This is a genomic window from Pseudomonas sp. LP_7_YM, assembly GCF_004364435.1.
Taxonomy (GTDB): Bacteria; Pseudomonadota; Gammaproteobacteria; order Pseudomonadales; family Pseudomonadaceae; genus Aquipseudomonas.
Genome location: NZ_SOCT01000001.1, coordinates 104,938 through 118,017 on the forward strand (window position 1 = coordinate 104,938; position 13,080 = coordinate 118,017).

Here is a 13,080-nt window from a genome sequence, read left to right on the forward strand (position 1 = left end):
GCGCAAATCGTGAAGCCATTCATTCATTGGCGAGGCGTTCGAACATTCGCTATCAGGTGGTCGGATGTAAACCGTATCGCCAATGAATTCGCTGGTTGAGTATTCCTGCAGGGGAAAAGCGCTATTGCTGCCCTTACAACCTGAACCGCGCCATCTGCGCCGCGAGGTGTTCGGCTTGTTCCGAGAGTTTCTGGCAGTCTTCGCGGCAGGCTTTGACGTCGCTGACGGTGGACTGCGCCAGATCGGCGATCCCCTGTACGTTGCGGTTGATCTCCTCGGTCACCGTGCTCTGTTCTTCAGTGGCCGCAGCAACCTGATGATTGCGATCGGTGAGTTCTTCGACATGTCTGGCAATTGCATCCAGTGAATTGCCCGTCCGACGGCTGGCTTGCACACCGGTGCCCGTCGCGGCTTGTCCGACACGCATCGAGGCCACGGCCTGATCGGCACCACTTTTCAGCTCGCCCATCATTTGCTGGATCTCTGAGGTGGCGCTCTGGGTGCGACCGGCCAGGGTACGCACCTCATCGGCCACCACCGCAAAGCCGCGTCCTAGCTCACCGGCACGCGCCGCTTCGATGGCGGCGTTCAAGGCCAGCAGGTTGGTCTGTTCGGAGATGCTGCGAATCACGCTGAGCACTTGGTCGATGGTGGAAATCTGCGCGGCAAGATTTTCCACCGCGCCCGCTGCCGAGCCGACGCTATCGGACATGCTCTGAATGTGGCCAATGGATTCGCCCACAACCTTTTTGGCTGACAGCGCTTCCTGATGGGTATTACGCGACACGTCGGCGGCTGCACCGGCGTTGCGGGCGATTTCCTGCACCGTGAGGCCCATCTCGTGAACGGCTGTGGCGACCATATCGGTCATGTGCTGTTGCTCAAGCGCACGGCTCGACGTGCTGTCTACGACGCGCGCAACATCCACCACGCTGTGGCGCAATTGCTCGCTGGTCTTGAGAGCATCACCGATCAGCACGCGCAGGCTCTCGATGAAGCGGTTGAAGCCGCGCGCCAAATCACCCAATTCATTGGCGCGGCTGTCATCCAGACGGCGCGTCAGGTCGCCCTGGCCACCTCCGATGTCCACCAGTGCCGTGGTCACTTGCTGGATCGGCCGTACGATGCCCCGGGCGATCCAGGCCACGAAGCCCAGGAAGCACAGCACCACCGCCAGACTGATCGCCGAGATGGTGGCCAACGCCTCTTTCGCCGGGCCATAGACCTCAGCCAGCGGTACTTCGCTGACCAGTGTCCAGCCCAACGACGCCACCGGCTTGGCCACAGCCACATACGCCTGACCGTTGCGCTCGAACGCCAGTGCTTGCCCGTCACCGCTCTGACTCAAGAGCGCGCTAGCCGTGGCGTCGCCCACCAGTCCGGTCAGTGATTGGCGATCATTGAACTCGGCATTCGGATGAACCTTGACCTTGCCATCTGGGCTGACCAGGTACACCTGTCCATGCTTGCCGAAATGGAACTCGCGGACCATCTGCGACAGCGCGCTCATGCTGAAGCCCAGGCCGGCCACGCCAACCAGGGTGCCGTTGTGCTCGATGCGCTCGTTAATGAACAGCGTCGGCTCTTTGGTCGTGGGATCGATGTCGATGTCCAGCGCACGCTGTTTATTGCTGTCGACAAAACCGTAGAACCAGTTGTTCTCCGCCGGGCCACGCTGCAGGGTACGGTCCGCACCTTTATTGGTGATGTAATGACCGCTGTCTTTGGTCACGATAAAGGTGGTCAGCGCATGGTGCTGCTCCTTGACTCTGTCCAGATACCGAATGAAGGACGGCTGTTGCGCCGGATCTTCGCCATTAACCAGCCAGTCGGAGACCAGCGTGTTGTCGGCAATGTCGCCGGCGGCTGTCAGCGGCGCGGCTAGCAGCCGTTCGAGGTCGTTGCGGATCGCTTCGACGCTGGCCGGCATGGCTTGCTGCAACAGGTAGCGATCGGTGAGTTTGTTGAGCGCAAAGGCGTAGATACCGATGACGATCAGGCTGCTGATCACCAGCGCAGCACCCATGCTCAGGGTCAGTTGCCACTGAATACTTTTTCGCCAGATAGGCATAGGAAAAAACTCCACAGATGCGAGCGCACCACCACACTGGAACAGTGCCGCTCGCAGGATTTGAGCAATAAATGGGCCATTAGCCTGACGTCAGCACTCATGGACTTGCTCCCTCAGAGGGAGCTTGCGTGACCGCCGACAGCTTATGCGTGTTGCACGCCAGCGCGTTTGAGCAGCTTCTTGCAGCGTTCGGACAGATGAATCACTCGCAGGCGCTTGCCAGCTTTTTGATAACGCTCGCGCAGGGTTTTCAGCGCGGCAATCGCCGAGTAGTCGACCAAGCGCAGGTGCTGGCAGTCGAGCGTCACGTGCTCGGGGTCGGCCTGATAATCGAATTGGTCGAGAAAGGGTGTGGTCGAGGCGAAGAACAAGGTGCCGTGCAGTTGATACAGTTTGCTGCCGTCGGCTGCGATACGGCTGTCCGCATACAGCTCGCGTGCCTGCTGCCAGGCAAAGTTGAGGGCTGCGATAAGGATGCCGAACAGCACCGCAGTCGCCAGGTCGGTGAGTACCGTCACCACGGTCACTGCGATGATCGCCACTACGTCGTTGAACGGCACCTTGCGCAGGACCCGCAGCGAAGCCCAGGCGAAGGTCTGCTGTGACACCACGAACATCACCCCGACCAGCGCCGCCAGCGGGATACGCTCGATCAGTGGCGACAGAAACAACACGAACATCAGGATCATGACGCCGGCCACGGTCCCCGACAGACGCCCGCGACCGCCGGAACTGAGGTTGATCACGGTCTGGCCGATCATCGCGCAGCCACCCATGCCGCCGCACACGCCCGAAGCAATGTTCGCCATGCCCAGCGCCACGCATTCGCGATCGGGAAAGCCGCGGCTTTCGGTGATCTCGTCCGTGAGGTTGAGGGTCAGCAACGTTTCCAGCAGGCCGACCAAGGCCATCAATAGAGCGTAGGGGGCAATGACGCGCAGCGTGTCCAGATTCCATGGCACGTCGGGCAGCGCGGCGCTCGGCAGGCCACCGGCGATGTGGGCCATGTCACCGAGGGTGCGGGTCGGCAGGTCGAAGCAGTACACCAGCGCACCGACCCCAAGGATGGCGACCAGCGCGGGTGGTACCGAACGGGTCAGGCGTGGCAGCAGATAGACCACCGCCATGGTCAGCGCGACCAGGCCCAACATCAGAAACAGCGGCGTGCCGGACAGCCAGGTTTCGCCACGCTTGAAGTGTTCCAGCTGGGCCATGGCGATGACAATGGCCAGCCCGTTGACGAAGCCGAGCATCACCGGGTACGGCACCATGCGCACCAGCTTGCCCAGGCGCAACAGGCCGAACGCGATCATCACCAGCCCGCCCAGCAGTACCGTCGCCAGCAGGTATTGCACGCCGTGTTGCACCACCAGCGCAACGATGACCACGGCCATCGATCCCGCCGCCCCGGAAACCATACCCGGCCGACCGCCGAACAGTGCCGTCAGGGTACAAATGATGAACGCGCCATACAGGCCCATCAGCGGATTGAGGTGGGCAACGAGGGCGAAGGCGATGCACTCGGGCACCAGGGCGAAAGAGGTGGTGAGTCCGGCAAGGACATCGGCGCGCAGACGAGCGGGTTTCATGGAGTACCTGAGAAAGGGGAACGCAAAGGGGGAGATGTTACGGAATGTAAGGCGTGAGGTCGATATCAAGGACGTTCGCGAGTGTGCTTTTGGCCGCAGGGCGCAAAGCTGCCGGGGTGCCAACTCACGCCAGCTCGCGAGCAAGCTTGCGCCCACGCCCTGCGGGCAGAATCGAAAGCGTCCCTGGCAAGTCATCCGCCGGGAAAAACCAAGGCGCTTGTGGCCCGCCAACGCTTGCGGCTCAGAAGCACCGCGACGCTTGTACAAATGAGGTCTATCTCAGTGTCCAGTCAGCCTGGATTGTGTAACGATGTCTGGCTTTAAAAACCTCGGCCTACTCCCAAGGACAGAACACGGATGCTCGCCGCTCTCAGACATTACCCTGCCTCAGTCAACCTCCTGCTGGCCTCGTCGCTGTTTCTGACGTTGGGCAGGGCTATCACCTTGCCGTATCTGGTGATCTACCTTTCGTCCAGCTTCACACTGGGCATCAGCGATATTGGCATGCTGGTCGGCAGCGCCTTGTTCCTCGGCTCGCTGCTGAGCCTATATGGCGGTTACCTCACCGACAGGCTGTCCAGCTACAAACTGATTCTTTGTTTTACCGGCTTCTTCGTCGCAGGCTTCGTCGGCATGTGCCTGACCGGCAAGCTCTGGCTGTTCTTCCTGTTTCTGGTGTCGTTCAATTTCGCCTATTCGGTGATCGATATCGTGGTCAAGGCCGCCTTCGGCAAACTGTTGCCAGTGGCCGAGCAGAGCAAGGTGTTCTCGGTGCGTTACACCCTGATCAACATCGGTTATGCGGTTGGGCCGTTCATTGGTGCAGGGCTGGCGCACTGGAACATGAAGCTGCCATTCCTTATGTCGGCGGCACTGGGCCTGGGCTTTTTCGTGGTCTACGCGATGCATGGCGACCGCAAGCTGAGCTCTGCCGACCCGGCCAACGCGCCTGTGTCGTTTCTTGCGGTGGGCCGTATCTTGCTTAAGGACTACCGGTTGGTGTGCTTTACGGTCGGTGGAATGCTCAGCGCGGTGGTGTTTGGTCAATTCACGGCCTACATCTCGCAGTATCTGGTGACCACCAGCACCGCGGAATTTACCTACCAGGTGATTAGCTCGGTTGTGGCCGTCAATGCTGCGGTGGTGATCTGCCTGCAGTATTTCGTCGGCAAGCACATCAGCCATCAGTATCTGAATCAATGGCTCACGGTGGGGTTCAGTCTGTTTCTGATGGGCGTGGTCGGGTTTGCACTGTCGAGCACGGTGCTGCATTGGGCGTTGGCGGTAGCGATCTTTACCTTGGGCGAGATCATTGTGTTTCCTGCCGAATACATGTTCATCGACCGCATTGCCCCGACCCACCTGCGTGGCATGTATTACGGCGCGCAGAACCTGTCCAACCTCGGTGGCGCATTGGGTCCGGTGCTGTGCGGTTTTGCCCTGGCGACACAGCAAGCGCACTTCATGTTTTATATGCTGGCGGCCTTCATCATCGGCGGCGGCTGTTTTTACTTGCTGGGAGCTTCCTACTCCAAGCGCCACGAAGGCATGCCGCAATGAATGCTCTGTCTCCTCGGGATGCCTGGCAGCAGGCGATCGACACACAGGGTTTTCAGCCGGACGAGGCCCAGCGTCAGGCCGTGCAGAAATTACAGGCGTGCTGGCGGGCGCTGAGTGACGGCAGCCCCCGAAGCGAGTTCAAAGGGGTGTATCTGTGGGGGCCGGTCGGGCGTGGCAAGACCTGGCTCATGGACCGTTTCTTCGAAGCGCTGCAGGTGCCTGCACGGCGCCAGCACTTCCATCACTTCATGCGCTGGGTGCACCAGCGTCTGTTTCAGCTGACTGGCGTAGCCAAGCCGCTTGAAGTGCTGGCCCATGAACTGGGGCAGGAAGTCCGCGTGCTGTGTTTCGATGAGCTGTTCGTCAACGATATCGGTGATGCAGTGATTCTCGGCGGGTTGCTGCGGGCCATGTTCGAGGAGGGCGTGGTGCTCGTCTGCACCTCCAATCAGCTGCCCGAGCAGCTGTATGCCAAAGGTCACAATCGCGAGCGCTTCGCGCCAGCGATTACGGCGATCAATCACTACATGACGGTGGTGTCGGTGGACGGCGGTGAGGACCATCGTCTGCATCCCGGCCAGGCGCAGCAACGTTATTGGGTCACGGGCGAGCACGGGCCGAGCGCGCTGCTTGAGGTATTCGAGACCCTGAGCAGCGGCGAGTCGGTGTCCGTTCAGCCGGTGCCGTTGGGGCGCCGTCATCTGCCGGTGGTGCGTTGCGGCAAGACCGTGGTCTGGTGTCGGTATGCCGATCTGTGCGAACAGCCGTTGGCGGCCATGGACTTCATCGAGCTGTGCGACCGCTACACGGCCGTGTTGTTGAGCGACGTCCCGGCCTTGAGCGCACCGCAGCGCGAAGGCCGAATCGCCCGTGGTACGGAAGATGGCGTTGAGCAGGTAGTCGCGGGAGATCGCGAACTGCCGCAGTTGTCGGCCTACGACGATGGCGTGCGGCGGTTCATTGCGCTGGTGGACGAGTGTTATGACCGCAAGGTGCCGCTGTATGTGGAAGCTGCGATGCCGATGCAAGATCTGTACACGGAGGGCTATCTGGCGTTCGCCTTTCGCCGGACCCTGAGCCGCTTGCAGGAGATGCAGCTGGCGCGATTCGGGCACTGAAAATTTTTGAGGTTTTTAATCCATGGCGAACGCCACGCTGTAGCGCAGCCACGCGATTCACTGTGGAGGCGATTTCATTCGCGAGGCGTCGGGACAACCGAAAATTATCTGTCGGATGTACTTTCCTTCGCGAATGAATTCGCTCACAGCGCGCTGAGCCGGTGTGTGAACAGTCTGGCTATCAGGCCCTGTTTCGCCTTCTTTGGGCCATTACATGCTTGGCTCCTTCGCCGACCAATACCATGACCCCGAGCCAGATAGGCAGATAGGTCATCCACTCATCGCGGCCGATGGTTTCGCCCAGCAGCAAGGCCACGCCTACCAGCAGCACCGGCTCGACGTAGCTCAGCAGGCCGAACACACTGAACGCCAACAGGCGGCTGGCGAGGATGTAGCTCACCAGCGCCGAAGCGCTGATCATGCCCAGAATCGGTATCAACAGATAAAGCCGTGGGAACTGCTCGACCACCGACGGATGGCCCTTGCAGACGAACAACACCGCCACCGGCAGGATCAGCAGCATGTCCCACCACAGCCCGCCCAGGTGGTCGGTCTTGAGCTTGCGCCGCAGGACGAAATAGAGCGGGTAGCCTACGCACACCACCAGTGTCTCCCAGGAAAAACTCCCCAGCCGTAGCAACTCGTTACCCACGCCGACCAACGCAAAGCAGGCGGCGATCATCTGCAGCCGCGACAGTTGCTCGCCATAGACCACACGGCCGGCGAGGATCATCGTCAGCGGCAGCAGAAAGTAGCCCAGCGACACCTCCAGACTGCGCCCGTGCAAGGGGGCCCACAGAAACAGCCACAGTTGCACGCCTATCAGTGATGCCGACAACGCCAGCGCTCCCAGTAGCGCCGGACGCTGACGGATACGCTGTGCGAGGCCGCGAGCCAGCTTCCAGTCACCGCTGGAAAGCATGAAGATCGTCACGCAGGGCAGGGTCAGCAGCATGCGCCAGCCGAATATTTCTTCTCCACTCAATGGTTTCAGCAATGAGGTGTAGTAGTACATGACCGCGAAGAGGCAGGAGGCCATGACCGATAACGCAACACCCTTGTACACAGGGGCTCCCTTTTTCTGGTATGAGGTTTCGATTCGCTTGGAATGCAGCGGATGCATCCGGTGCAGATTCTGACGACCCGCTGCAGGAAGCGGCGCGAAGTTTAGCTGAACACACCCCGGCGTTCGCCCGCATTCTGGTAAACACCACTTCGGCGGCCAGTAAACGATGCCTGGCTCGCTGACGGGCTTGTTGCGCTAAAGCGCTTGAGGCATTCCTGCGCCCAGTCAATCCCAATCCCTTGTTCGGCATTGCTGCATCCTTTGTTAGGCTGGCTGCTTGTCGTGGCAGGGGCCGCGCATGTTTCACCTATCACCAGCAAGGGAGCGGCAATGACCTCCATCGACACCGCGGCACCGGTTGTGCCTGGGCGGCTCGAACAGTTCTCCACGCGCGTAGCGTTCTTCATTACCGGTTTCAGTATTTCTGCGTGGGCGCCGCTGGTGCCCTACGCCAAGAGCCGTCTGGCGCTGGATGATGCCAGCCTCGGTCTGCTGTTGTTGTGCCTGGGTATCGGTTCCATCCTGTCCATGCCGATGGCTGGCGCCATGACCGTGCGCTATGGCTGTCGGCGCATGATCGTTGCGGTCGGTAGCATCGCCTGCCTGTGTCTGCCTTTTCTGGCCACCCTCACGGATATGCCGCTGATGGTGGCGACGCTTTTCGTCTACGGTGCCAGCATGGGCGCACTGGGGTGCGTCACCAATATTCAGGCGATTATTGTCGAACGGGCCAGTGGCAAAACCATGATGTCGGGTTTTCACGGCCTGTTCAGCTGTGGCGGCATTCTCGGTGCGGCGGGCGTTTCGGCATTGCTGAGCGCAGGTGTATGGCCGTGGCTGACGATGAGTCTGGTTGCACTGTTTATTGCTATTGCCTTGTACAAGGCTGGCCCACACCTGCTGGCTTATGGCAGCGAAGCGGGCGGGCCTGCCTTCGCAATCCCCCACGGTGTAGTGCTGTTCATCGGTCTGATGTGCTTCACCGTATTCCTGACCGAAGGTGCGATGCTGGACTGGAGCGCGGTGTTTCTCAGTGCCCAGCGCGGTGTCGAACCGTCCTATGCCGGCTTCGGTTATGCAGTGTTTGCCCTGGCGATGGCCGTTGGGCGTCTGTGCGGCGACCCGATAGTACGGCGGCTGGGTGTGCACAAAATCATTCTGTTCGGCGGTTTGTGCGCGGCAATCGGCATGGCTGTCGCCACGCTGATTCCCTACTGGCAGGCAGCACTGTGCGGCTACGCACTGGTAGGAATCGGTTGTTCCAACATCGTGCCGGTGTTCTACAGCGCGGTCGGGCGGCAGAAGACCATGCCGGAAAACGTCGCGGTTCCTGCCATCACCACCCTGGGTTACATCGGCATCCTCCTGGGCCCGGCGGGCATTGGTCTGGTCGCTCACCTCAGCAGCCTGGGGATCGCTTTCCTGATCATCGCGGTGCTGCTGCTGGGGGTCGCACTGAGCGGGCGCTTTCTGAAGGTCTGAGGCTCAAAGCGCGCGCACCGTGCCCGAAATCCGGATCGAGCTGCCGGGCACGTCGCTCAATTGGGCACGAATCCGCGAACGGCTGCCCATGTCCTCGCCTTGCACGATGTCGATGGCGCCGCCATGGCTCCAGCCGATATCGCGCAGGTATCCGGCAAAGGCCGCACTGGCAGCGCCGGTGGCCGGATCCTCATACACCCCGCCGTAGGCAAACGGGTTGCGGGTATGAAACAGGCGAGGGGATTCGGCAAACACCAGCAGCACAGTCACCAGCCCCTCGCGTACCATCAATTGGCGACCTGCATCGAAGTCGTATCGCATGTTCTTCAAGGTATCCCGCCGATTCAGCGCCAGCACCAGATGCTGCGCGCCACCATTGATCAGCGCGGGCGCAATGCGCAGGTCGATGTCTTGTGGCTGAAGATCGAACAGCGCCATCACCTGGCCGAGCAACTCGCGGCTGACCGGCTCGCTGTGGGTAGGCGGTGATTGCAACGCGGCCGCCACCAGTGCGCCGTATTGATGACCCTCGACACTGATTTGCGCCTGGTTCAACTGCAGCCTGTATTCACCTTCGCCAAAGCGCTCAACCAAGGCAGCGCCCAAGGCGATAGTGGCGTGCCCGCAGAACGGCACCTCGGCTTCAGGGGAAAAGTAACGCACGCGCCAGCCATCGTTGTGTGGAATGGCAAAGGCGGTCTCCGAATAGCCCACCTCTAAGGCCACGGCCTGCAGGGTCGTATCGTCGGGAAATATCTCGCCCAGCCACACGCCAGCGGGATTGCCGCCTTGCTCTGCGTCGGAAAAAGCCGAAAGTCTGAGGATGTCCATTGCCATGTTGAATGCTCTTGCGCCTGGGTAAAAGGTGCAATTGTGGTCGAGGCAGGGCAGGGGACACCAACCAAAAGTGCTGATGGATGGGATTCAGCGTGTTGATGGTTCAACGCAGCAGCAGCCCGCAAGCTCGCCCTCACTCGCAGCCTGTCACTGCGCTAGGGCACCATCGCAAAGCCGACGCCAAAGCGATTCCACGCATTGATGGTCGCGACAGCCAGGGTGATGTTGACCACCTCGACTTCGCTACAGTGTTCCAGCAACGCGTCGTATTGATGCTGTGGCGCGCGATGGCCCGGCAGCAGGGTCAGGCTTTCCACCCACGCCAGCACGGCCTTTTCCCTGTCGCTGAAAAAGCGGGTGTCGTCCCAGACGCTCAAGGTCTGTAAGCGCGCTTCGGTTTCCCCGGTCTTGCGCGCATCGTTGGCGTGCTTGTTGACGCAGTACGCGCAGCCGTTGAGCTGCGAAGCACGCAGCCGAATCAGTTCCAGCAGCGCGTTGTCCAGCCCGGATTCCATCACTGCGGTTTCCAGCGCGACCCTGGCCTTATAGGCATCCGGCGACTTTTGCGCCGAGGCGATTCTTTTGTGCATGTGTGCAGACTCCAATGCAGAGATAGGCAATTGGTTGAGTAAAGCGCGACGTTACGTTGCCGCGCGCAGGAGGCGAATAGCCAATGGGTCGGAATTTGCGTAGACCCATTGCACTCGTAGCCCATGAAGCTTTCTCCTATGAACACGCTTCATGAACCGCGTTGCTACGGTTTGAGCCTTGCTGCCTGAGCTCAGCGATCCAGCATTGGCACCCATCCACCCATCCACCCATCATTCACCCACCCAGCCAAGGAGTCATTCATGTTTGCCGGATTCCAGAAACACCAGCGTCAGGTCAATGGCGTGCAGATCGCTTATCGAATCGGCGGCAGCGGACCAGGCCTTTTACTGCTGCACGGACACCCACAGACCCACGTCATCTGGCACAAGATCGCCGAACGCCTGAGCCAGCATTTCACGGTGGTCGCCGCCGACTTGCGCGGCTATGGCGACAGCGGCAAACCTGCGGCCAGCGAGGACCATGCCAGTTATTCCAAGCGGGAAATGGGCCGTGACATGGTGGCGCTGATGCGTGAGTTGGGCATGCCGATGTTTTCGATTCTGGCCCATGACCGCGGCGCTCGGGTCGCCCATCGGCTGGCGCTGGATCATCCCCGCACGGTTGTGCGCATGGCCCTGCTCGATATCGCACCGACCCTGGCAATGTACCGCCAGACCGATGAAGCCTTCGCCCGTGCGTACTGGCACTGGTTTTTCCTGATTCGCCCGGCGCCGTTGCCGGAGACCTTGCTGGAGGCCAATCCCGAGCAATATCTGCACAGCGTTATGGGCAGTGGCAGCGCGAGCCTGACGCCTTTCACCGAAGAGGCATTCGCCGAGTACCTGCGCTGCGCCAGCCTGCCGGGTGCTGCGCGGGGCGTGTGCGAAGACTACCGCGCCAGCGCCGGCATCGATCTGGAGCATGACCGCGCCAACATCGCTGCGGGTAATCATCTGCAATTGCCGTTACTTGTGCTGTGGGGCGCGGAAGGCACGGTGGGTCACTGTTTCGACCCACTCAAAGAGTGGCAGCAGGTGGCGACCGATGTTCGCGGCAAAGCGCTGCCGAGCGGGCACTACCTGGCAGAAGAAATTCCCGGGGAGTTGTTGGCAGAGGTGGTGCCGTTTCTGACCTGAGGCCGTCGTCGCTGCGGTGCGGGTCCTGTGGCAGCTAATTCGCTGGCCTCAGGTTGGAACCGTCGAAGACTGCAGCACATCCAGCGATATCAGCAGTCACCGGTCTCGGCTGAAGCTGTAGTACTATCTGTGCCCTTCACCGAAGCGCCGCGCTCATGCCGGGACTGCTTCATCTGCCAGCCGGTGGCAAAAGTCAGCGACAGACAGACCAGCGGGATGAAGCCTATCAGCGCCCGCTGAAGGGGTGAGCCTTGTGGACAGAAAAGAAAGAGGCTGCATGGGTTCGTCATCAAATTGGCGGTGCATTCATGGATGCAGTTTTTCGCTGCGTTCATCCCCTCCAATCTCCGGGAGCGGGCCCCGAGCGTAGGATCAAAAAGCATCGTAAAAACCCTCAAATCAATAGGCGATGTGCGCCCGACCTGACGCTTGCCCACCTAAATGACGCCGCTCGCAAACGATTGCGACCATTGGTTGTCTGTATTTTTCGCCGACCTCAACCGCTCTGCAACAAGGGCCTGAACCTATGCGGCCGCCTCATCCGGCCTGATTTGGAAAGGGCTTATTGACGCTCCCGCAAAATAGAGGTTGAAAAGTAACAACAAATGTTATTTAAATAACAAAAATAATGACGCGCAGGCCTGCTGTGGCGTAGACAAGGTAATGACACACATGAACAAGATCGCAGTCATCGGCAGCAATATGGTGGATTTGATCACCTACATCGACCGGATGCCGGCCCAGGGTGAAACCCTCGAAGCGCCTAACTTCGCCATGGGCTGCGGCGGTAAGGGTGCCAACCAAGCCATCGCAGCAGCCAAGCTGGGCGCCGAGGTGCTGATGCTGAGCAAGGTCGGAGACGACATGTTCGCTGACAACACCCTGGACAACTTCGAACGTTTCGGCATCGACGCGCAATTCGTGCAGCGCGTGCCTGGGGTGTCCAGCGGTGTGGCGCCGATCTTCGTGCAAAGCGACTCGCACAACAGCATCCTCATCGTCAAAGGCGCCAACGCTCATCTCAAACCCTGCGATATCGACGCTGCCCAGGCCGCCTTGCGCGACTGCAAGCTGATCGTCCTGCAACTGGAGATCGAGCTGGAAACCGTTTACTACGCCATCGAGTTCGCCAAGGCCAACGGTATCCCGGTGCTGCTCAATCCGGCGCCAGCGGTCAAAGGCCTGAGCCGCGACCATCTGCTTCAGCTGGATTTCTTCATCCCTAACGAAAGTGAACTTGCACTGATTACCGGACGTGTCGTCGATTCTCTGGAGTCCGCCCGCGCGGCCGCCTTGCAACTGGCGCAGGACGGCATTCGCCACGTCATCGTCACCCTGGGTGAAAAGGGGGCGCTGTATGTCGGTGAAGAAGGCGAGTTCCGCGTCGAGGGCATCAAGGTCAACGCCCGTGACACCACAGGTGCGGGCGATGCCTTCATCGGCTGTTTCGCTTATCACTGGAGCCAGGACGGCGACATGCGCCGCGCCATGACCCAGGCAGTCGCCTATTCCGCCTGCTCGGTCACTGGCCTGGGTACCCAGAGTTCCTATCCGGACGCTGCCACGTTCGGGCAATTCCTCGACACGTTGTAAGTCCATCAAGCGCCGCCGCGCCTCCCCGGTCGCAAGG

11 protein-coding genes and 1 pseudogene are annotated in these 13,080 nt (G+C 60.4%); 5 read left to right on the forward strand and 7 right to left on the reverse strand.

Features of this window, described 5'->3' with window-relative positions:
- Positions 1–133: 133 nt before the first annotated feature.
- The 3 genes and pseudogenes from EC915_RS25515 to EC915_RS00565 all read right to left on the reverse strand — a co-directional run bounded on the left by EC915_RS25515 (position 134) and on the right by EC915_RS00565 (position 3,660).
- Complete coding sequence (locus EC915_RS25515; protein WP_372237845.1) at positions 134–871, reverse strand: methyl-accepting chemotaxis protein; 738 nt, start codon at positions 869–871, stop codon at positions 134–136.
- Positions 872–991: 120 nt separating this feature from the next.
- Positions 992–2,071, reverse strand: a pseudogene (locus EC915_RS25520) (cache and HAMP domain-containing protein); the annotation flags it as partial.
- A gap of 143 nt (positions 2,072–2,214) precedes the next feature.
- Positions 2,215–3,660, reverse strand: coding sequence for a SulP family inorganic anion transporter (locus tag EC915_RS00565; RefSeq protein ID WP_133748584.1), 1,446 nt, complete (start codon positions 3,658–3,660; stop codon positions 2,215–2,217).
- Between the two features lie 357 nt (positions 3,661–4,017).
- Between EC915_RS00565 and EC915_RS00570 the strand changes: the two genes are divergently transcribed.
- Positions 4,018–5,220: an MFS transporter gene (locus EC915_RS00570; protein ID WP_133748585.1), complete on the forward strand. Its 1,203-nt coding sequence runs from the start codon at positions 4,018–4,020 to the stop codon at positions 5,218–5,220.
- Positions 5,217–6,338 carry a cell division protein ZapE gene (gene zapE / locus EC915_RS00575; RefSeq protein WP_133748586.1) on the forward strand — a complete coding sequence of 374 codons (1,122 nt, stop codon included), beginning with the start codon at positions 5,217–5,219 and terminating at the stop codon, positions 6,336–6,338. Before EC915_RS00570 ends, zapE begins: the two co-directional genes overlap by 4 nt.
- A 181-nt stretch (positions 6,339–6,519) precedes the next feature.
- Here the strand turns inward: zapE and rarD are convergent, their stop codons facing one another.
- Entirely contained in the window at positions 6,520–7,404 is an 885-nt protein-coding gene (rarD, locus tag EC915_RS00580; RefSeq protein ID WP_133748587.1) for an EamA family transporter RarD, read from the reverse strand.
- Between the two features lie 330 nt (positions 7,405–7,734).
- On the opposite strand from rarD, the gene EC915_RS00585 reads away from it, so the two are divergent.
- Positions 7,735–8,886 (forward strand): MFS transporter, encoded by a 1,152-nt coding sequence (locus tag EC915_RS00585; RefSeq protein ID WP_133748588.1) that lies wholly within the window; start codon positions 7,735–7,737, stop codon positions 8,884–8,886.
- 3 nt (positions 8,887–8,889) lie between these two features.
- Here the strand turns inward: EC915_RS00585 and EC915_RS00590 are convergent, their stop codons facing one another.
- Complete coding sequence (locus EC915_RS00590; protein ID WP_133748589.1) at positions 8,890–9,723, reverse strand: PhzF family phenazine biosynthesis protein; 834 nt, start codon at positions 9,721–9,723, stop codon at positions 8,890–8,892.
- A 155-nt stretch (positions 9,724–9,878) separates the two neighbouring features.
- Positions 9,879–10,313, reverse strand: coding sequence for a carboxymuconolactone decarboxylase family protein (locus EC915_RS00595; RefSeq protein ID WP_133748590.1), 435 nt, complete (start codon positions 10,311–10,313; stop codon positions 9,879–9,881).
- A gap of 261 nt (positions 10,314–10,574) precedes the next feature.
- Between EC915_RS00595 and EC915_RS00600 the strand changes: the two genes are divergently transcribed.
- The gene (locus tag EC915_RS00600; RefSeq protein ID WP_133748591.1) at positions 10,575–11,450 is read left to right on the forward strand and encodes an alpha/beta fold hydrolase; all 876 of its coding nucleotides are present in this window, start codon (positions 10,575–10,577) and stop codon (positions 11,448–11,450) included.
- A gap of 89 nt (positions 11,451–11,539) precedes the next feature.
- Here EC915_RS00600 and EC915_RS00605 read toward each other — a convergent pair whose 3' ends face one another.
- Positions 11,540–11,785, reverse strand: coding sequence for a hypothetical protein (locus EC915_RS00605; protein WP_166650891.1), 246 nt, complete (start codon positions 11,783–11,785; stop codon positions 11,540–11,542).
- A 337-nt stretch (positions 11,786–12,122) separates the two neighbouring features.
- Between EC915_RS00605 and rbsK the strand changes: the two genes are divergently transcribed.
- On the forward strand, positions 12,123–13,043 hold the full coding sequence (rbsK, locus tag EC915_RS00610; protein ID WP_133748592.1) for a ribokinase: 921 nt from the start codon (positions 12,123–12,125) through the stop codon (positions 13,041–13,043).
- The last annotated feature ends 37 nt before the right edge of the window (positions 13,044–13,080 follow it).

Coding starts and splice junctions, on each gene's coding strand:
- EC915_RS25515 (WP_372237845.1), bottom strand. CDS start 871: ATGACCGATATGGTCGCCACAGCCGTTCACGAGATGGGCCTCACGGTG.
- EC915_RS00565 (WP_133748584.1), bottom strand. CDS start 3,660: ATGAAACCCGCTCGTCTGCGCGCCGATGTCCTTGCCGGACTCACCACC.
- EC915_RS00570 (WP_133748585.1), top strand. CDS start 4,018: ATGCTCGCCGCTCTCAGACATTACCCTGCCTCAGTCAACCTCCTGCTG.
- zapE (WP_133748586.1), top strand. CDS start 5,217: ATGAATGCTCTGTCTCCTCGGGATGCCTGGCAGCAGGCGATCGACACA.
- EC915_RS00585 (WP_133748588.1), top strand. CDS start 7,735: ATGACCTCCATCGACACCGCGGCACCGGTTGTGCCTGGGCGGCTCGAA.
- EC915_RS00590 (WP_133748589.1), bottom strand. CDS start 9,723: ATGGCAATGGACATCCTCAGACTTTCGGCTTTTTCCGACGCAGAGCAA.
- EC915_RS00595 (WP_133748590.1), bottom strand. CDS start 10,313: ATGCACAAAAGAATCGCCTCGGCGCAAAAGTCGCCGGATGCCTATAAG.
- EC915_RS00600 (WP_133748591.1), top strand. CDS start 10,575: ATGTTTGCCGGATTCCAGAAACACCAGCGTCAGGTCAATGGCGTGCAG.
- EC915_RS00605 (WP_166650891.1), bottom strand. CDS start 11,785: ATGAACGCAGCGAAAAACTGCATCCATGAATGCACCGCCAATTTGATG.
- rbsK (WP_133748592.1), top strand. CDS start 12,123: ATGAACAAGATCGCAGTCATCGGCAGCAATATGGTGGATTTGATCACC.